Annotated in this window: 16 protein-coding genes; 6 read left to right on the top strand and 10 right to left on the bottom strand. The window is 59.2% G+C overall.

Going from position 1 to position 20,077, the window contains the following annotated elements:
• On the top strand, positions 1-233 hold a 233-nt coding region (locus M5B97_RS16860), incomplete at its 5' end, for a methyl-accepting chemotaxis protein (RefSeq protein WP_248732060.1).
• Between the two features lie 253 nt (positions 234-486).
• On the opposite strand, the gene M5B97_RS16855 is transcribed toward M5B97_RS16860, so the two are convergent.
• From M5B97_RS16855 to M5B97_RS16840, 4 genes are all read right to left on the bottom strand, one after another.
• Positions 487-1,251 carry an amino acid ABC transporter ATP-binding protein gene (locus M5B97_RS16855; RefSeq protein WP_003221897.1) on the bottom strand — a complete coding sequence of 255 codons (765 nt, stop codon included), beginning with the start codon at positions 1,249-1,251 and terminating at the stop codon, positions 487-489.
• Positions 1,252-1,261: 10 nt separating this feature from the next.
• Positions 1,262-2,359, bottom strand: coding sequence for an amino acid ABC transporter permease (locus tag M5B97_RS16850; RefSeq protein ID WP_123714681.1), 1,098 nt, complete (start codon positions 2,357-2,359; stop codon positions 1,262-1,264).
• Positions 2,360-2,369: 10 nt separating this feature from the next.
• Entirely contained in the window at positions 2,370-3,551 is a 1,182-nt protein-coding gene (locus tag M5B97_RS16845; RefSeq protein WP_248732059.1) for an amino acid ABC transporter permease, read from the bottom strand.
• A 72-nt stretch (positions 3,552-3,623) separates the two neighbouring features.
• Positions 3,624-4,655, bottom strand: a complete 1,032-nt coding sequence (locus tag M5B97_RS16840; RefSeq protein ID WP_053254520.1) for an amino acid ABC transporter substrate-binding protein — start codon at positions 4,653-4,655, stop codon at positions 3,624-3,626.
• A 345-nt stretch (positions 4,656-5,000) separates the two neighbouring features.
• Between M5B97_RS16840 and M5B97_RS16835 the strand changes: the two genes are divergently transcribed.
• Together M5B97_RS16835 and rhlB are read left to right on the top strand one after the other, a co-directional pair.
• Positions 5,001-5,657 (top strand): alpha/beta fold hydrolase, encoded by a 657-nt coding sequence (locus tag M5B97_RS16835; RefSeq protein WP_123714679.1) that lies wholly within the window; start codon positions 5,001-5,003, stop codon positions 5,655-5,657.
• Positions 5,658-5,753: 96 nt separating this feature from the next.
• Positions 5,754-7,223 (top strand): ATP-dependent RNA helicase RhlB, encoded by a 1,470-nt coding sequence (rhlB, locus tag M5B97_RS16830; RefSeq protein ID WP_134658524.1) that lies wholly within the window; start codon positions 5,754-5,756, stop codon positions 7,221-7,223.
• Between the two features lie 61 nt (positions 7,224-7,284).
• Here rhlB and moaE read toward each other — a convergent pair whose 3' ends face one another.
• The 6 genes from moaE to M5B97_RS16800 all read right to left on the bottom strand — a co-directional run bounded on the left by moaE (position 7,285) and on the right by M5B97_RS16800 (position 15,460).
• Positions 7,285-7,734, bottom strand: coding sequence for a molybdopterin synthase catalytic subunit MoaE (gene moaE / locus M5B97_RS16825; protein WP_134658526.1), 450 nt, complete (start codon positions 7,732-7,734; stop codon positions 7,285-7,287).
• Between the two features lie 2 nt (positions 7,735-7,736).
• Positions 7,737-7,979 (bottom strand): molybdopterin converting factor subunit 1, encoded by a 243-nt coding sequence (gene moaD, locus M5B97_RS16820; protein ID WP_123714676.1) that lies wholly within the window; start codon positions 7,977-7,979, stop codon positions 7,737-7,739.
• On the bottom strand, positions 7,976-8,449 hold the full coding sequence (gene moaC / locus M5B97_RS16815) for a cyclic pyranopterin monophosphate synthase MoaC (protein ID WP_123714675.1): 474 nt from the start codon (positions 8,447-8,449) through the stop codon (positions 7,976-7,978). Before moaC ends, moaD begins: the two co-directional genes overlap by 4 nt.
• 112 nt (positions 8,450-8,561) lie before the next feature.
• The gene (locus M5B97_RS16810) at positions 8,562-12,281 is read right to left on the bottom strand and encodes an autotransporter serine protease (RefSeq protein ID WP_248732058.1); all 3,720 of its coding nucleotides are present in this window, start codon (positions 12,279-12,281) and stop codon (positions 8,562-8,564) included.
• Positions 12,282-12,593: 312 nt separating this feature from the next.
• Positions 12,594-13,988, bottom strand: a complete 1,395-nt coding sequence (locus M5B97_RS16805; protein ID WP_003188745.1) for a PhoH family protein — start codon at positions 13,986-13,988, stop codon at positions 12,594-12,596.
• Positions 13,989-14,335: 347 nt separating this feature from the next.
• Positions 14,336-15,460: a polysaccharide deacetylase family protein gene (locus tag M5B97_RS16800; RefSeq protein WP_248732057.1), complete on the bottom strand. Its 1,125-nt coding sequence runs from the start codon at positions 15,458-15,460 to the stop codon at positions 14,336-14,338.
• 119 nt (positions 15,461-15,579) lie between these two features.
• Between M5B97_RS16800 and yaaA the strand changes: the two genes are divergently transcribed.
• From yaaA to alg8, 3 genes are all read left to right on the top strand, one after another.
• Positions 15,580-16,359 (top strand): peroxide stress protein YaaA, encoded by a 780-nt coding sequence (gene yaaA, locus M5B97_RS16795; protein ID WP_248732056.1) that lies wholly within the window; start codon positions 15,580-15,582, stop codon positions 16,357-16,359.
• Positions 16,360-17,183: 824 nt separating this feature from the next.
• On the top strand, positions 17,184-18,500 hold the full coding sequence (locus M5B97_RS16790) for a nucleotide sugar dehydrogenase (RefSeq protein ID WP_123714671.1): 1,317 nt from the start codon (positions 17,184-17,186) through the stop codon (positions 18,498-18,500).
• An 88-nt stretch (positions 18,501-18,588) separates the two neighbouring features.
• Positions 18,589-20,073, top strand: coding sequence for a mannuronan synthase (alg8, locus tag M5B97_RS16785; RefSeq protein ID WP_167659673.1), 1,485 nt, complete (start codon positions 18,589-18,591; stop codon positions 20,071-20,073).
• The last annotated feature ends 4 nt before the right edge of the window (positions 20,074-20,077 follow it).

The following is a 20,077-nucleotide window of genomic DNA, read 5'->3' as shown; positions in this document are numbered from 1 at the left end:
GCTCCCTGACTGGCATTAGGGCTGCTCCCTCGCACATTTGGATCCGCACGATGATCGCCAGCGCAGCGGAAGAACAGGCCCAGGTGGCACATGAAGTGGACCGTAACCTGGTGAATATTCGTGATCTGTCGGTACAGTCAGCGACCGGTGCCAGCCAGACCAGCACGGCAAGCAGTGAGTTGTCGCGCCTGGCGTCGGATTTGAATGGGATGGTGGGGCGGTTCCGCCTCTAACACACCACTCGCTCAAAAATATGCAGGGGGCTGGCTCTAATGCCAGCCAGTTAAGAAGGAGAAAGGCTGAAAAGTAACCTGTGGCGAGGGAGCTTGCTCCCGTTGGACTGCGCAGCAGTCCCATTCTTTGTAAACAAAGAGCAGGGCCGCTTCGCGGCCCAACGGGAGCAAGCTCCCTCGCCACAAATACAGCGTTCACCCTTAACTGACTGGCATTAGGCACCAAGGCCGGGTTTATCTGTTCAAGCGTGGATCAATGCAAAATCTGGCTCAAGAACAACTTGGTCCGATCATTCTGCGGGTTGTCGAAGAAGTCATTCGGCGCCGCCTGTTCCACGATCTCACCCTTGTCCATGAAGATCACGCGGTTGGCCACGGTGCGCGCAAAGCCCATTTCGTGAGTCACGCACAACATGGTCATGCCGTCTTCGGCCAGGCCGATCATGGTGTCGAGTACTTCCTTCACCATTTCCGGGTCGAGGGCCGAGGTCGGCTCGTCGAACAGCATGATTTTCGGCTTCATGCACAGCGCACGGGCGATGGCCACACGCTGTTGCTGGCCGCCGGACAACTGCCCCGGAAACTTGTGGGCCTGCTCCGGAATACGCACACGCTCCAGGTAGTGCATGGCGATTTCTTCGGCCTTGCGCTTGGGCATCTTGCGCACCCACATCGGCGCCAGCGTGCAGTTCTGCAGGATGGTCAGGTGCGGGAACAGGTTGAAGTGCTGGAACACCATGCCGACTTCGCGGCGGATCGCTTCGATCTGCTTGAGGTCGTTGGTCAGTTCCACACCGTCGACCACGATGCGACCCTGCTGGTGTTCTTCCAGGCGGTTGAGGCAGCGGATGGTGGTGGACTTGCCCGAACCCGACGGACCGCACAGCACGATACGCTCGCCCTGCTTGACGTTGAGGTTGATGTCTTTCAACACGTGGAACTGGCCGTACCACTTGTTGACGCCCTGCATCTGGATAATGCCTTCAGGGCCTACAGGCTTTTTGATTGCTTCGCTCATAAAAGAACTCCTAACGCTTGTGGCCTGTGTCGAGCTTGCGTTCCAGATGCATGGAATAGCGCGACATACCAAAACAGAAAATCCAGAACACCAGGGCGGCGAACACGTAGCCTTCAGTGGCCATGCCCAACCATTTCGGGTCGGCGGCGGCTTGCTTGACGCTGTTGAGCAGGTCGAACAGGCCGATGATGATCACCAGGCTCGTGTCCTTGAACAACGCGATAAACGTGTTGACGATGCCCGGGATTACCAGCTTCAAGGCTTGGGGCAGGATCACCAGGCCCATGCTGCGCCAGTAGCCCAGGCCCATCGCCGCAGCCGCTTCGTATTGCCCCTTGGGAATCGCCTGCAGACCGCCACGCACCACTTCGGCCACGTAGGCCGACTGGAACAGGATCACACCGATCAGCGCCCGCAGCAGCTTGTCGAAGTTCATGCCTTCGGGCAGGAACAGCGGCAGCATCACCGAGGACATGAATAACACCGTGATCAACGGCACGCCGCGCCAGAATTCGATGAAGGTCACGCAGACCACGCGAATCGCCGGCATGTTCGAACGCCGCCCCAACGCGAGCATGATGCCCAGCGGCAATGCGCCGGCAATACCGACGGTGGCGATCACCAGGGTCAGCATCAGGCCGCCCCATTGGCTGGTCGCCACGTTGGTCAGGCCGAAGACGCCGCCATGCAACAGGAAGTAGGCAATGATCGGGTACAGCACCAGGAAGCTCAGGCCGTAGACCGCCTTGCGTTGAAAACGCGAGATGAACAACGGCGCCACGCCCACGACGGCCAGCCACACGGTCAGGTCTACTCGCCAGCGCAGGTCGGCGGGATAGTAGCCGTACATGAACTGCCCGAAACGCTGTTGGATGAACACCCAGCAGGCGCCTTCCTTCGTACAGTCGGCGCGTGTAGTGCCGACCCAATTGGCGTCCAGAATCGCCCAGTGCAGAATCGGTGGCACCACCAGGTACACCAGGTAAATCGCCAGCAAGGTCAGCAGGGTGTTGAGCCAACTGGAAAACAGGTTGGCGCGCATCCATGCCATGGGCCCGAAGACCTTGTTCGGCGGTGGCATGTCAGGTTTGAAAGTATGAGAACTCATGTGCGTTTCCTCACCGCTCGATCAGCGCAATGCGCTTGTTGTACCAGTTCATCAGCAGGGAAATGCTGATGCTGATCGCCAGGTACACGCTCATGGTGATGGCAATGACTTCGATGGCCTGGCCGGTCTGGTTGAGCACCGTGCCGGCAAACAGCGAAACCATTTCCGGGTAACCGATACCGGCGGCCAGGGACGAGTTTTTCGCCAGGTTCAGGTATTGGCTGGTCAACGGCGGGATGATCACCCGCAGGGCTTGCGGGATGATGACCTTGCGCAGCGTCGGCCCCGGGCGCAGGCCCAGGGAACGCGCGGCTTCGGTCTGGCCATGGCTGACGGACTTGATGCCCGAACGCACGATCTCAGCGATAAACGCTGCCGTGTAGACGGTAAGCGCCAGGGTCAGTGCCAGCAATTCAGGGATGAGTACCCAGCCACCGACAAAGTTGAACCCCAGCAACTTGGGCATTTCCCAGTGCAGCGGCGCGCCGAAGATCAACGCGCACAACCCCGGGATCGCGATGAACAGGGCCAGGCCCGCCCAGAACTTATGGAACGGAACACCGGTCGCTTCGAAGCGCTTGTTGGCCCAACGCGTCATCAGCACGATTGCCACGATGGCGACAACGATGCTGACCACGAACGGCCAGAAACCGTCAGCGGCAATCGCTGCCGGCATGTTCAGGCCACGGCTGCTGACAAAGAAGGTATCGCCGAAGTTATGACTGTTACGCGGTCCCGGCATGGTCAGGAACACCGCGAAATACCAGAACAGGATTTGCAGCAGCGGCGGAATGTTGCGGAACACTTCCACATACACGGTCGCCAGCTTGTTGATCATCCAGTTGGGTGACAGTCGCGCCACGCCGATGAGAAAACCCAGCAGGGTGGCCAGGACTACGCCGATCCCGGTTACCAGCAAGGTATTGAGCAGACCGATCACGAAGACCCGGGCATAGCTGTCCGATTCGGTGTAGTCGATCAGGTGCTGAGCGATGCCGAAGCCGGCACTGCGCTCAAGAAAGTCGAAACCCGAGGTAATGCCCCGGTGCTGAAGGTTGGTTTGGGTATTGTTGAAGAGGTACCAGCCCAGCGAGACCACCGCCACAATCGTGATGATCTGGAAGAGCCACGCACGCACTTTGGGATCGCTGAAGCTGAGCTTCTGCTTTGGTGCGCCGATTTGATTTTGCATGAAGTGCCCCGGAAATAATGGAACAGAACATCACCCGGCGGTTGGCCCACCGGGTGACAGAACCATCAGCGATCAGCGCACAGGTGGTGCGTATTGAATGCCGCCGTTGTTCCACAGTGCGTTCAGGCCACGGTCGATTTCCAGCGGGGTGCTCTTGCCCAGGTTGCGCTCGAACACTTCACCGTAGTTACCGACTTGCTTGACGATCTGTACAACCCAGTCTTTCTTCACTTTCAGGTCTTTGCCGTATTCGCCGTCAGCACCGAGCAGACGCGCAACGTCCGGGTTCTTGGTGGACTTGGCTTCAGCTTCAACGTTTTTCGACGTGATGCCGGCTTCTTCAGCGTTGAGCATGGCGTAGCCTACCCAGCGCACGATGGCCAGCCATTCGTCGTCGCCGTTACGCACGACCGGGCCCAGCGGCTCCTTGGAAATGGTTTCCGGCAGAACCACGTAGTCCTTCGGCGAGGCCAGCTTGCTGCGCTGGGCGAACAGTTGGGACTTGTCGGAGGTCAGTACGTCGCAACGACCGGATTCCAGCGACTTGGCGCTTTCATCGGAGGTGTCGAAGGTGATCGGGGTGTATTTGAGGTTGTTGCCACGGAAGTAATCCGAAACGTTCAGCTCGGTGGTGGTACCGGCCTGGATGCAGATGGTTGCACCGTCCAGTTCCTTGGCACTTTTCACGCCCAGCTTGTTGTTAACCAAGAAGCCGATGCCGTCGTAGTAGGTAATGAAGCCCGGGAATTTCAGGCCCATACCCGCGTCGCGGGAGCTGGTCATGGTGGTGTTGCGGGACAGGATGTCGACTTCGCCGGACTGAAGCGCGGTGAAACGCTCCTTGGCGTTCAACTGGCTGAACTTGACCTTGGTCGCATCACCGAACACGGCAGCGGCCACGGCACGACACACGTCAGCGTCGATCCCGAGGATCTTGCCGCTGGCATCCGGCACCGAGAAACCCGGCAGGCCATCACTCACGCCACATTGCACGAAGCCTTTCTTCTGCACGGCGTCCAGGGTGGCGCCGGCCTGGGCGAACCCGCTGACACCCAAAACAGCGGCCGCGGTGACGATGGCCAGGGTGGATTTCAATACCTTCATTCAAACCTCCAATTGCTCTTGTTGTGTCGGAGCTCGAACTTCAGCGCACCCTTTTGAGGCGATATCGACCCGTGTTGGTTTTTTTTGGGGTCAAGCGGCATGAAGTCGTCGCGGTAATTCCAGCTGCTATCCCACAAGCGGCAGTCACTGATAGTGTTACCGTCTGCGAATAGTTCTGACATCGACCTACACATAGCAAGGCGCGTACCAGAGTGCCGGCTGAGTCGTTTCAGCCCACATGCAATAGAAAAAGATTCAACCTTGCGACATTCTCTTAACAGATCGACCTTTTACGCACCGTTCCGACGCACCCAATCGGAGCGCACGCACACAGATGGAGCAGACATGACCGAACCCTTGATTCTTCAGCCCGCCAAGCCCGCAGACGCCTGCGTAATCTGGCTGCATGGCCTGGGCGCCGATCGCTACGACTTCCTGCCGGTGGCCGAAGCGTTGCAGGAAAACTTACTGACAACCCGCTTCGTTTTGCCCCAGGCACCGACCCGTCCGGTGACGATCAATGGCGGCTACGAAATGCCCAGTTGGTACGATATCAAGGCCATGAGCCCGGCCCGTTCCATCAGCCTGGAAGAGCTGGAAACGTCGGCCAGAATGGTCACCGACTTGATCAAAGAACAAAAAAGCAGCGGAATAGACGCTTCGCGGATTTTTCTTGCCGGTTTCTCTCAAGGCGGCGCCGTGGTGTACCACACCGCGTACTTGAAATGGCAAGGCGCCCTGGGTGGCGTGATCGCCCTCTCCACCTACGCACCGACGTTCGACAATGAACTGGAATTATCCGCCAGCCAGCAGCGCATTCCGGCGCTATGCCTGCATGGTCACTACGACGACGTGGTACAGAACGCCATGGGCCGCAGTGCCTACGAGCACTTGAAGACCCGTAGTGTCACCGTGACATGGCAGGAATACCCAATGGGTCACGAAGTGTTACCAGAAGAGATACGCGATATCGGTAACTGGTTGAGCGCTCGGCTGGGCTGAAACCTGCTGTTTATGTAGCCGTATGACAGACGCACTACGCCGCGCCCGTTTCTTGCATTACACTGGCCGGCGTACATTCCTTAACCAATTAATGAGATCACCGTGCTCAAAGCACTTAAGAAGATGTTCGGCAAAAGCGAGGCTGAGCCGCTCGCGCCTGTTTCCAGTGCTCCTGTCCCCACGTCCGGCAGCCGCAATGACGGTAAACAGCCCGGCCGGACCGCAGCTGCCGCCCAGCCGAAGAAGCCGACGGTGACGCCACCTGAACAGGCAAAACCGCTCGAGGCCACGCCTGCACCCGCTGCGCCCAAGCCACGCCGCGAACGTGCGCCAAAACCGCCGGTCACGCCATGGAAACTCGAAGACTTCGTCGTCGAGCCCCAGGAAGGCAAGACCCGCTTCCACGATTTCAAGCTCGCCCCGGAACTGATGCACGCCATCCAGGACCTGGGCTTCCCGTACTGCACGCCGATCCAGGCGCAAGTACTGGGTTTCACCCTGGCCGGCAAAGACGCCATCGGCCGTGCGCAGACCGGCACCGGCAAGACCGCCGCGTTCCTGATCTCGATCATCACCCAGCTGCTGCAGACGCCGCCGCCGAAAGAACGCTACATGGGTGAACCGCGCGCCCTGATCATTGCCCCCACACGGGAACTGGTGGTGCAGATCGCCAAGGACGCCGCCGACCTGACCAAGTACACCGGCCTCAACGTGATGACGTTCGTGGGCGGCATGGACTTCGACAAGCAGCTCAAGCACCTCGAAGCCCGCCACTGCGACATCCTGGTGGCCACGCCGGGCCGCTTGCTGGACTTCAACCAGCGCGGCGACGTGCACCTGGACATGGTCGAAGTGATGGTGCTGGACGAAGCCGACCGCATGCTCGACATGGGCTTTATCCCTCAGGTACGTCAGATCATTCGCCAGACTCCGCCGAAAACCGAGCGCCAGACCCTGCTGTTCTCCGCGACCTTCACCGATGACGTGATGAACCTCGCCAAGCAATGGACCACCGACCCGTCCATCGTCGAGATCGAGTCTGAAAACGTCGCCAACGTCAACGTCGAACAGCACATCTATGCCGTAGCCGGGGCCGACAAGTACAAATTGCTCTACAACCTGGTCAACGACAACGGTTGGGAGCGCGTGATGGTCTTTGCCAACCGCAAGGACGAAGTTCGCCGCATCGAAGAACGCCTGGTGCGTGACGGCGTCAACGCCGCGCAGCTGTCAGGTGACGTGCCGCAACACAAGCGCATCAAGACCCTGGAAGGTTTTCGCGAAGGCAAGATTCGCGTGCTGGTGGCCACCGACGTGGCGGGTCGCGGGATTCACATCGACGGCATCAGCCATGTGATCAACTTCACCCTGCCGGAAGTGCCGGACGACTACGTGCACCGCATTGGCCGTACAGGCCGTGCCGGCGCGGCGGGCGTGTCGATCAGCTTCGCCGGTGAGGATGACTCGTATCAGCTGCCGTCGATCGAGGCGCTGCTGGGCCGCAAGATCAGCTGCGAGACGCCGCCGACACACCTGTTGCGGGCCGTGGAACGCAAACGCCCGTAAGCTGAAAGACGATAAAAAATGTGGGAGCAAGCCCGCTCCCACATTTGGTTTTGCACCAAGCTTACTTCCAGCGATCCGCCGCTGCGTGATCGCTGCCCCGCCCTTCCACCCAACGCGGGCCTTCCGGCGTGTTCTCTTTCTTCCAGAACGGCGCGCGGGTCTTCAAGTAGTCCATCACAAACGCACAGGCATCAAACGCCGCCTGGCGATGTGCGCTGGCAGCAGCCACGAAAACAATCGGCTCGCCCGGTTCAAGAGCGCCGATCCGGTGCAGCACTTCCAACTTGAGCAATGGCCAACGCTGTTCGGCCTCGACAGTTATCTTGGCCAAGGCTTTTTCGGTCATGCCCGGATAGTGCTCAAGGAACATCCCCGACACGTCGCGACCGTCATTGAAGTCGCGTACATAGCCGACAAAACTCACCACCGCGCCCACGCCGACATTCGCCGCGTGCATCGCGTTGACTTCAGCACCGGGATCAAACGCCTCGGTTTGCACGCGAATCGCCATGCTCAGCCTCCGGTCACAGGCGGGAAAAACGCCACTTCGTCGCCGGCCTGCACGGGCTCATCAAGGCTGCACAGTTCTTCGTTGCGTGCACACATCAGGCTGGCCTCGTTGAGCACGGCAAACTCCGGGTCACTGGCGAGCGCCTGGCGCACCGCATCAACGGTGGCAAAATCGCCTTCCATCTCCAGCGAATCAAAGCCCACCGCTTCGGCGTAACGCGCAAAAAACAATACATTGATGCTCATGCCTGGTCCGCCTTGAAATGCCCGCTCTTGCCGCCGAGTTTTTCCAGCAGGCGAATACTTTCGATAGTCATACCGCGATCCACCGCTTTGCACATGTCATAGATCGTCAGCGCCGCGACGCTGGCGGCGGTCAGGGCTTCCATCTCCACGCCGGTCTGGCCGCTGAGTTTGCAACGCGCCAGGATGTGCACCGCATCCACACCCTCGGCGCGCAGTTCGACCTTGACGCCGGTAAGCATCAACGGGTGGCACAGCGGGATCAGATCACTGGTTTTTTTTGCGGCCTGGATGCCGGCAATACGGGCCACGGCAAACACGTCGCCCTTGGGGTGGGCGCCGTCGACAATCATTTGCAGGGTCTCGGGCAGCATGCGCACCCGCGCTTCGGCCACAGCCTCACGGAACGTCACGGCTTTGTCGGTGACGTCGACCATATGGGCGCGACCTTGGGAATCGAGATGAGTCAGCACAGGGTTACTCCTGATCAGGAGCGACAATTGTAAACCTGTGAGTCAAATTGCGCAGGGCTGTTTCCCTGGCAAGAAGGGGCGCAGTGCGCCCCTTCCCATACAACAGCCAGGGTCAGAAGCGGAAGGTAAACCCGGCATTGATCCCGTTGTTGTTACCGCGGTTGGACAACAGGCCGCTGTAGCTCAAGGACACCAGCGTGTCCGGGGTCAGGGCCATTTCCGCACTGGCCTTGATCACCGCGCCATCGCGGGCCACGGGCACACTGTTGACCGCAAAGGCCGTGTCGCTGCCGGCGAACTTCAGCGAGGCTTCACGATCGGTATCGCCAAACTGATGCTCCCAACCCAACTCACCGCGCAACGTGACCGCCGACGTCGAGCTGATCGGCAATTGGGTATGCGCGCGCAGGCCCAGTGTCGAGAGCGTGGCGTCCTGGCTTTGCTTGCTGGCATGCAAGGCCGCAGCGCCGCCTTTCTCCTTGAACGAATCGCTCTGGTAGTTCAGGTACGTCAGGTTGGCGAAGGGTTCGAACTGGCTCCATTGGGTGTAGCCGATCTCGCCGAACACTTGGTCGGTGCGGGCGTTGTAGTCGGCTTTGTCATAGTCCGACTGGTTGGCATAAGCCACGCGGCGCGAGGCATCGATACGGTGCCACGTGGTGGCGCCCCCCAGGCGCAGGGCGATCGCGTCGAAACGTTTTCCGCCGTAGACCGACAGGTGATAGTTGTCGCTGTCTGCCGAAGCCGAAGTGCCATTGAGGTGGCTCTGGGTGTAGCCGGTGGCCGCGCCCACACGCCAGCCGTCGCCGACCTCGGTGTCCAGGCCCAGCAGCACGCCGCTGGTGGACGAGGAATAACCGCTGGCGTTGTTGTCGCCGCTGACGTTATTGCGTCCCCCCAACAGTTGCACCCAGCCGCCATTATCGTGGGTCTCGATCTGCGCACTGGAATCCAGCGCCTGCGCCTGTTGCAGGCGGCCGTTGACCGCTTCACGCAGGTAACGGCTGTCTGCCATCTGCGCCGCCGCCACGTCGGAGTGCAGTTGCCCCGAGAGTTGCTTGAACGCAGCTTGCGCCTGGGCGGCCGAGTCTGAAGCGAGCAGGCTTTCATACACTGGGCTACCCGCGCCCAATGCCTCGGCCGCCGTCGCCACGGCGCGCTCGTTGCGCGTTTGCGCAATGCTGGCAAAGGTCGTCTGGTTGCGTTCTACGGCCAGGGTCAGCGAGTCAGGCTGGTAATTAAGCCGAGTCCCGATGAACAGATAATCAGGCGAGATCGCCGCAAACTGTCCGTTGATACCCTGGGTGGCGGTGAGGATGTTGAACGGCTGGCCCAACAGGCTGCGCGCCTCGGTGGCGGACAACAGGTTAGGGCTGTTCTCCAGAGACACGGTCACCACACCGCCATTGAGGGTGGCGACGCCGCTGCTCTGGATCTGGTCGCTTCGCCCGTCAGGGCCGACTTCGACGGCATACACCGAGCCCGGGTTGAAGGTCACGTCGCCGGTGTGCAGCGTGCCAATCGAGTGACCCGGTGCCACACGGCCACCGCTGTTGACGGTCAAGGCACCCACCGTACCGTTGCCGGCCAGTGTGCCGCCCAGCGTGGTCATCACGCCGTTATCAGTATTGCGCGTGCCCACGGCGCTGCCATCCACGGTGACGGCGGACGTCAATGAACCGTCCACCGACAGCTTGCCGCCGCGCACCCAAGTGCTGCCGGAGTAGGTGTTCTGGCCTTCCAGCACCAGTTCGCCGTCGCCGGACTTGGCCAGACTGCCGACATAGGTATTGCCGGTGAGCAAATCCTTGCCGCGTGCCAGCGTTGCCTGTTCGCGCGCATGGCCGATTTCGTATTCAAACTGATCATCGTCAGAGGCATTCGCCGGCAAACCATTGAGCCAGCCCTTTTGTTGCTTGGTGGCCGCCCAGGTCGCCTGCTCGGTGGCGTCTTCTACACGGCGGGCGCGGATCGCTTCATCGGAAATCGGGTTAGCCCAGATATCGCGTGTGCCGGCAGGCAATGCCACCGCCACCGAACCGAGGAACTGCCCCGGCCCCTGCATGGCTTTTTGCAGGTTGGGCAGGCCCCAGCCGCTGACCACACCCGGCACTTGCGGTGTGCCCGGCGCGGCATCGTGCACCGGTTGCAGGTTGTCGTAGGTGCGGCCACCGGTCAGGGTGCCCACGGGTGTGTCCGGCCCATCCGGCGCTTGCAGGCTGGAGGTGGTGAGCAACACATCCCGGGCCTGGCTGGCGGTCATGTAGGGAAAGCGCTGGAGCACCAGCGCCAGCGCGCCGGAAACACTCGGTGCTGCAGCGGAGGTGCCGTTGGCGTTAGGGATGATTTCACCTTCCGGCCCGGTGGACGGAATCCCCGAAACGCCCATCACACACCACCATTTCGAGGTGCCGCAACGGTTGTAGACCTGCGCGCTGGTCTCGTCGTAACCGGTGATCGAGAGGAATCTGGCTTCGATATCCGGCTTGAAAAACGGCAGGTTGGCATTGGTGTCCGGGTTGGCGCCGTGACTGTCGTTGCCCGCCGAGATGATCTGGATGAAGGTGTTTTGCCGGGCAGCGTCGGCCATGGCGTCCATCCAGGTTTTCTGGCCGGCGTGGGCCTTGTCCCAGAACGGGCGATAGGCGGCGGTCATGTCGCGCAAGTTGTCGGCCGCGCTGTCGCCGACATTGCCGAAATGGTTTTCGACGTCATTGCGCGAGTTCTGCCCCCAGCTCTGGTTGACGATCGACACGTTCTTGGCGGCCAGGGCGTTGTAGCTGGCCATGAACGCGTTGTAGTCCAGATCGTTGGAGCCCTGGAAACGGTTGTCGTCGGTACCGCCGGTGTTAGCGACAAAAATGTTCGCGTCAAAGGCAATGCCGTGCATGCCGGTGCCATTGCGGCTGGCGCCCAGCACTCCAGACATTTCCGTGCCATGGCCGTCGTTGATGGTCGGGTCGTACTCACCGGAAATACTGAAGTGCTCGCCTTTTTGAAATTCGCCGTCCGGGGTGTCATGGATATAGCGCGGATGGGTGGCGTAGTACTCACCCGTGGACGTCACCGCCTGTACACGGTCCTGGCCCTGGGCATTCTTGCCCTGGAACTCAAAGTGTTCGGTGAGAATGCCGGAGTCGAGCACGCCGACATTCACGCCCTTGCCGGTCATGCCCAAGGCATAGGCGAAATAGGCGTTGGTGCGATCCAGGCCGGAGTTGACCTGGGCTTCCGGGGTCTTCCAGGTTTGCGCGTTGGCGCTCCAGTCACGGGTGGCGGTGGCCCAGGACTGGCCGGCGTTGAGTTGCCCATTGAGGTTGCTGCTGACACCCGGCTCGACATAGGTGTAAGGCTTGGCTGCCGGCAGGTTGGCGATGATGGCCTTGGAGAAATCGAGAATATTGGTGGTGTAGCGGCCGCTGTTGCTGAAGAGCCGGCTGCGGTAGTAATCCAGGCGTGAGGTGTAGTCCAGCGGCCGCTTGGTGTCACCGAGCATGGCGCCAATGGTCAGGTTTTCCGGTTGCAACTCGTAGTTTTGCTTGAGGGCCGAATCGAATTTGGCGGACTGGCCGGCAAAGTCCTTGGCTGCAAGATCGACGATATCGGCATAGGCGAATCGCAGATTTTTATACACATCGGTATTCGGGCCAAACGACGCCACCGCTTTGCGAAATGCCGACTCCAGCACCTGGGCGGTGTAGGGGTTGCTGTCGTCCGCCCAGGCCATTGGGCCGTGACCGAGCCATAAGGCCAGGCCGAGTGCGATGGGTGTCAGGGGTATCGATTTGCGCTTGCGATAAAACACAGTGGAGCCATTACCTGCTACGTCCATTTTCCTTTCCCTTTGGATATGTGCGTCGTCAATGAGCGATGTATCGGGCTTTTTGTAATAGGCAGGGTCACGCAGAAAACCCGAGGGGGTTTTCAAGATTTCGTCGAATGAATGAGGTGGTTTTCCGACGGGGTCACGCGGTGTTCTTATTGTTTTTGCAGCGGCAAAAAATGTAACAAAATAATTACAAAGACCACAAGCACCCTGGGCGCATTAACGAAGACAAATGTCGCCCACAACAAAAACCCCGGATTTCGTGAAAAATCCGGGGTGGTTCGTGGCATTTAGCCACCAACTATCACAGGTGTGTTTTTACAGGTGCGACTCGGCGTATTCGGCCAGGATCGAACGAGGCACCCCTTGCAGCGCGATGTGCACGCCGTTGGGGAAGTCTTTGAAGCGTTCCGTCAGGTAGGTCAACCCGGAGCTGGTCGCGGACAGGTAAGGGGTGTCGATCTGTGCCAGGTTGCCCAGGCACACCACTTTGGAACCGGCGCCGGCGCGGGTGATGATGGTTTTCATCTGGTGCGGCGTGAGGTTCTGGCATTCATCGATCAGAATCAGGCTTTGCTGGAAGCTGCGACCTCGGATGTAGTTGAGGGATTTGAACTGCAACGGCACTTTGCTGAGGATGTAATCGACGCTGCCATGGGTGTTTTCGTCATCCATGTGCAAGGCTTCGAGGTTGTCGGTGATCGCCCCCAGCCACGGCTCCATTTTTTCCGCCTCGGTGCCGGGCAGGAAACCGATCTCCTGGTCCAGGCCCTGCACACTGCGGGTGGCGATGATGCGGCGATAGCGCTTGGTAACCATGGTCTGTTCGATGGCGGCAGCCAGGGCGAGGATGGTTTTCCCCGAACCTGCGGCGCCCGTCAGGTTGACCAGGTGGATATCCGGGTCGAGCAGCGCATACAACGCCAGGCTCTGGTAGATATCGCGCGGTTTCAGGCCCCAGGCTTCCTGGTGCAACAGGGGTTCCTGATGCAGGTCGAGGATCAGCAGCTTGTCGACCTGGATCTCTTTGATCCAGCCCACGAAGCCCTGCTCGTCGACGATAAACTCATTGATATGCACGGCCGGCAGGTTGTCGATCAGTTGTACCTGATGCCAGGTGCGGCCGTGGTCCTGACGGGTTTCGACTTTGCTGACGCGATCCCAGAACGAGCCGGTCATCATGTGATAACCACGGGACAGCATCGACACGTCGTCGACCAGTTGGTCGGTACTGTAGTCCTCGGCAGCGATCCCACATGCTCGTGCCTTGAGGCGCATGTTGATGTCTTTGGTCACCAGCACCACGCGCAGATCCTTGTCGCGTGCGTGCAAGTCGATCAACTGGTTGATGATTTTGTTGTCGTTCAGATTCTCCGGCAGCAGGCTGTTGGGCTCGCTGCGCTTGCTCATCAGAATCGACAGCAAGCCCTTGGGCCCGCCTTTGCCACGCTGGATCGGCACGCCGACCTCAACGTCTTCGGGTGAAGCTTCACCCAGGGTCTTGTCGATCAGGCGAATCGCCTGGCGGCATTCGGCGGCCACGCTGTGGTGCCCGCTTTTGAGTTTGTCGAGCTCCTCAAGCACGATCATCGGGATGGCGACGTGGTGTTCTTCGAAGTTAAGCAGTGCGTTTGGATCGTGGATCAATACGTTGGTATCAAGCACATAAAGGATTGGCTGGTCGGAAGAAGGGTTACGTCCATGATCATCCATACTCGGTCACCTTTGTGGGAGCCATTCGACGCAATACCTGGGCGGTGCTGCGCCTCGATTCGACCACCGACCGCACCTGAGTGACGTCAAGCGCGGTGCCCACATGAGGAGTCTTGTAAGACGCCACCTGTGCTGCAGGTTTCGGCGATCTGACTTCGTAATACCGCAAAACCCATGACAGGAAAAAGCACTTTGACGCTTTTTTGAAGTTTATTTTTCAGGATGACGAATAGCACTAGCCGAGTGCCAGGTACCCCGTTAAAGTCAGAAGTCCGCCTGCATCGATTTGTCGCACAAAATCACCCCAAAAAGGCGTTAGCCCCAACAGGGCCGGGCGTTTCATCTTTTCAACGAAAAGCTTCCCGGCAGTCCTGCCAGCCCAGGCCACTCTGCGCCGTAGCCTGCAACAACAGCGGCAATGCCACCCGCGCCTTGTCCTGAGTGTCGTGGAACACGATCATCCCCCTGCGCCACAGCAACATCAGCGTCAGCACCCGCTGCGCCGATTCATCGGCCTTGAGCTGGCCCGGCTCATCCTGGGAGTCGATATCCCACAACGCCACCTGCAGACCTTGCGCCTGGAAGAAACCCTGGCTGTCCGCGCGACGCTGGCCGTACGGCGGGCGAAACAGCGGCACGTAGTTTTCCGGCATCAGGTTTTGCGTCAGCGACGCACTGCGGGTGATGGAGCTTTGCCAGTCGACCCAGTGGCTATGAGACCGGTATTGCCAACCCTGGGTGCCCACGCACTGGCCTTGGTACAGCGCCTGCACATCGCTGGCGGAACTGCGCTCCAAGCGGGTTTGCAGGCTGCTGCCGAGGGCGAAGAAAGTGGCGTTCATCTTCTGTTTGCGCAAATAGTCGGTGAGCCAGTCGGTATTGCCGTTGAGCGGTGCCGGGCCACCGTCGAAGGTCAGCAGGAACATTCGATCGTTGAGCTCGTCGCCATTGCGTTCATGGTCACCAAAACGCGCCACTTCGCTGCTGATCTGCGGGAACAGCGCGGCCTTGCGCAGCAGCTCATCGAGGTAGCGCTCATGGAAGCGGTGGCTCGGCCCCGCCCAGCCTATATAGAAAGAATTTTCACTGACCTCGAACTTGCCGGCCTGCTCGCGCAGGTCATCCATGTTCTCCACCAGGTAGCAAAACGAGGCGTCTTCCTCGCAACTCTGCTGGGCGAAGGTGTAGTTCTCCAGCAGGCGCTGCCAGAGCTGGCGACGCATGTCATTGATGGATGCCAGGTTGATGATCTTCAGGCCCAGCCGTTGCTTGAGCACGGTTTCATCCTGGGCCTCGCTGGCCAACAGGCTGTGGGCGAACATCAGGATTTCCGCACGCGAGGCCACATCGAACAGCGCCGGGCTGCTGAGCTTTTCGGGCCAGATGCCGCGATCCAGGCTCGCCAGATCCACCGGCGCGGCCTGGGCATTCAGGCATAACAGACAAGCCGAGATTAAAAGCGCGATTCGCACACAGGGTCTCCCTCTCCAGAGTCACCGGGCATCATAGCGGATCGCGACTATCGCCATCATAGGTGGAGTCAAAACGCTGCACCCCCTAGAATCGCCCCACGATTTAAGGAGACGACTTTATGCTGATGGTGATTTCCCCCGCCAAGACTCTCGACTTCGAGACGCCGCCGGTAACCCAGCGCTTTACCCAGCCGCAGTACCTGGACCACTCCCAGGAACTGATCGAACAATTGCGCGGACTGAGCCCGGCGCAAATCAGCGAGTTGATGCACGTCTCCGACAAGATCGGCGGCCTCAATGCTGCGCGCTTCGGCAGTTGGACGCCCGCCTTCACCCCGTCCAACGCCAAGCAGGCGCTGCTGGCCTTCAAGGGTGACGTGTACACCGGCCTGAACGCTGAAACCTTCACCGATGCCGATTTCAGCTACGCCCAGGACCACCTGCGCATGCTCTCGGGCCTGTATGGCCTGCTGCGCCCCCTGGACCTGATGATGCCGTACCGCCTGGAGATGGGCACCAAGCTGGCCAACGCCCGTGGTAAGGACCTCTATGCGTTCTGGGGTACACGCATGAGCGAGTGGCTCAATGAAGCCCTGGTCGAACAAGGCGACGATGTGCTGCTCAACCTGGCTTCCAACGAGTACTTCTCTGCGGTCAAGCGTACGGCCCTGAACGCACGCATCATCAATACCGAGTTCAAGGACCTGAAGAACGGCCAGTACAAGATCATCAGCTTCTACGCCAAGAAGGCCCGGGGCATGATGAGCCGCTTTGTGATCGAACAACGCATCAACAACCCTGACCAGCTCAAGCAGTTCGATGTGCAGGGTTATCGCTTCAACGCGGAGCAGTCCAAACCGGATAATCTGGTGTTTTTGCGCGATCACGCACCGGAATAAGGCCGCACCTCTTTTTCAGACAACGGAATCCAGAGGTGGGTGGGGGCAACCCCCCCACCCTTTCTGCGTGCTTTTCACACCTCAAAACAGTCATTTATTTGACGCCAAAAAACAGTCTGAAACATCTCTAACTTTTTTTTCACTCGACATTTCCGATTTTTTTTCGTAGTGGCACCAATTTTTAAAATCACTAGTGGCACAAAACTATCCCCGCGCGTCAACTACCTGTAACTACTAGGCCAAATAGCAAGTGCTATCAATATAGTACCAGTGCCATCTTTTCCCATATTTCAAGAAATTTCCGGAAACAGGATGAGCGGCCCGGAACTTCGTCCTAAAGCACCGCTCATACCACCGGTAACGAAATTCTCTGGTTCTGTAGGAGATGACTTACATGGCAGACCAACGGAAGTAGCGAAGTTGTCATATTAAACTTCGACTCAGTGGTCATATTACCAATCGATCAGTAGAGAGCGGCGATAAGGATCCATTGCCACGAACTATAAGGCCAAGGCTGTGCTTACCCTAATGGGTCAGTGATAAAACCCAAGGCATTGATAATTAAAGGCTTAAAGCCTCTATCAAGGCTCTGCGGCACTGGCGCCAGGCTCTTCTCCCAGGAAGGCTGGCTGCATTTCAGGGCAAGCCCCAATAACAAGGCCAAGTTGCGCACAACTTGAGTGCAATAATTAGTCACTCGTTATTCAACATGCCTGCACGCGGCAAGTCGGCGTCTATTCGCCTAACTTTCGCGGCACTTGTGACGCTTGCAAACATGAACTCCAGCCATCTAATGGCATGATTTAAATACAGAGGTAATTGCGATGCGCATCAGCATATTTGGTCTAGGTTACGTTGGCGCAGTATGTGCCGGTTGCCTGTCTGCCCGTGGCCACGAAGTGGTCGGCGTAGATATCTCCAAGGAAAAGATCGACCTGATCAACGCTGGCAAATCGCCAATCGTTGAACCAGGTCTGGGCGAACTGTTGAGCCAGGGCATCGCAAACGGTCGCCTGCGCGGCACCACCAACTTTGCCGAAGCCATCCGCGACACCGACCTGTCGATGATCTGCGTTGGCACGCCGAGCAAGAAGAACGGCGACCTGGAACTCAACTACATCGAATCGGTGTGCCGCGAAATCGGTTTCGTCCTGCGTGACAAGACCACCCGCCACACCATCGTGGTGCGCAGCACCGTGTTGCCGGGCACCGTCGCCAACGTGGTGATCCCGATCCTCGAAGACTGCTCCGGCAAGAAAGCCGGCGTCGACTTCGGTGTTGCGGTCAATCCGGAGTTCCTGCGTGAATCCACCGCCATCGCCGACTACGACCAGCCACCGATGACCGTTATCGGCGAGTTCGACACAGCTTCCGGCGACGTACTGCAGTCGCTGTACGAAGAACTCGACGCACCGATCATCCGCAAGGACATCGCCGTCGCCGAGATGATCAAGTACACCTGCAACGTGTGGCACGCCACCAAAGTCACCTTTGCCAACGAGATCGGCAACATTGCCAAGGCCGTCGGTGTCGATGGCCGTGAAGTGATGGAAGTGGTGTGCCAGGACAAGACCCTCAACCTGTCCCAGTACTACATGCGCCCAGGCTTCGCCTTCGGTGGCTCGTGCCTGCCCAAGGATGTCCGCGCGCTGACCTACCGCGCCGGTTCCCTCGACGTGGAAGCACCGCTGCTCAACTCGCTGATGCGCAGCAACGAGTCGCAGGTACAGAACGCTTTCGACATCGTTTCCAGCCACGACAAACGCAAAGTCGCCCTGTTGGGCCTGAGCTTCAAGGCCGGCACCGACGACCTGCGTGAAAGCCCATTGGTGGAACTGGCGGAAATGCTGATCGGCAAGGGCTACGACCTGAGCATCTACGACAGCAACGTCGAGTACGCCCGTGTACACGGTGCGAACAAGGACTACATCGAAGGCAAGATCCCGCACGTGTCGTCCCTGCTCAACTCGAACTTCGACGACGTGATCAACAACTCCGACGTGATCATCCTCGGCAACCGTGACGAGAAATTCCGTGCCTTGGCGCAGAACGCTCCGGACGGCAAGCAAGTGGTCGACCTGGTGGGCTTCATGTCCAAGGCCACCTGCGCGACAGGCCGTACCGAAGGCATTTGCTGGTAAGGAGCAGCGGCTAGTTTCAAGCGGCAAGCTGCAAGTTAGAAGCGATGTTTTTCAGCTTGTAGCTTGCCGCTTGTGGCTCTACTCCCTCGTGACGGATACAAATATGCGACGGTTAAACCAAGCGACTGGCTGGCTATTCTTTCTGGGGCTTTTAGCGCTTCTAGCTCTGGCTCTGCCAGCCAGCACCTTCGACTCCGAGTCGAAGAATTTTATTTTCCTGATTGGCGCCGTCGGTATCTGGCGCTACTCCATGGGTGCTACGCATTTCTTTCGCGGCATGCTGTTCCTGTACGTGGTCTACCCGCACCTGCGGCGCAAAGTACGCAAGCTGGGCAAGGCCGCCGACCCGTCCCACGTGTTCCTGATGGTCACCAGTTTCCGCATCGATGCACTGACGACCGCGCAGGTCTACAGCTCGGTGATCCGCGAAGCCATCGAATGTGGCTTCCCCACCACCGTGGTCTGCTCGCTGGTGGAAATGTCCGATGAGCTGCTGGTCAAGAGCCTGTGGGAAAAGATGAACCCGCCCGCTCACGTGAAGCTCGACTTCGTGCGCATCGCCGGTACCGGCAAGCGTGATGGCCTGGCCTTCGGTTTCCGCGCCATCTCCCGCCACCTGCCGGATGACCGCGCCGTGGTTGCCGTGATCGACGGCGACACCGTGCTCGCAGAAGGCGTGGTGCGCAAGACCGTGCCGTGGTTCCAGCTGTTCGGCAATGTCGGCGGCCTGACCACCAACGAGTTCTGCGAAGTCCGCGGTGGCTACATCATGAGCGAATGGCACAAGCTGCGGTTCGCCCAGCGCCACATCAACATGTGCTCCATGGCCCTGTCCAAACGCGTGCTGACCATGACCGGGCGCATGTCGGTGTTCCGTGCCAGCGTCGTAACCGACCCGGGCTTTATCGCCGACGTGGAAAGCGACTCGCTGCAACACTGGCGCCTGGGCCGTTTCAAGTTTTTGACCGGTGACGACAAGTCCAGCTGGTTCAGCCTCATGCGCCTGGGCTACGACACCTTCTACGTGCCGGATGCCGCGATCAACACGGTGGAACACCCGCCGGAAAAGAGCTTCATCAAGGCCAGCCGCAAACTGATGTTCCGCTGGTACGGCAACAACCTGCGCCAGAACTCCCGGGCCCTGGGTCTCGGTGTACGCCGCCTGGGTCTGTTTACCAGCATCGTGTTGTTCGACCAGCGCGTGTCGATGTGGACCTCGCTGCTCGGCCTGACCGTAGCCTTCATCGCGACCTTCAAATACGGCGGCGCGTTCATCCTCGCGTACCTGCTGTGGATCGGCATCACCCGCCTGATTCTCACCCTGTTGCTGTCGTGTTCCGGACACAAGATCGGCCCGGCCTACCCGGTGATTCTCTATTACAACCAGATCATGGGCGCACTGGTGAAGATCTATGTGTTCTTCCGCCTTGATCAACAGTCCTGGACCCGCCAGGACACCAAACTGACCCGCGATTTGGCCAGCTTTCAACGTTGGTTCAACACCTGGTCGTCTCGGACCATGACCTTCTCCGCCGGGAGCATTTTTGTCGCCGTGCTTTTGATGATGGTCTGACCCT

Origin of the sequence: Pseudomonas sp. MWU13-2517, from assembly GCF_023242545.1 — a bacterium.
Classification (GTDB): domain Bacteria; phylum Pseudomonadota; class Gammaproteobacteria; order Pseudomonadales; family Pseudomonadaceae; genus Aquipseudomonas.
The sequence above is the reverse complement of the archived record's forward strand: the minus strand, read 5'-3'. Positions and strand labels throughout refer to the sequence as shown.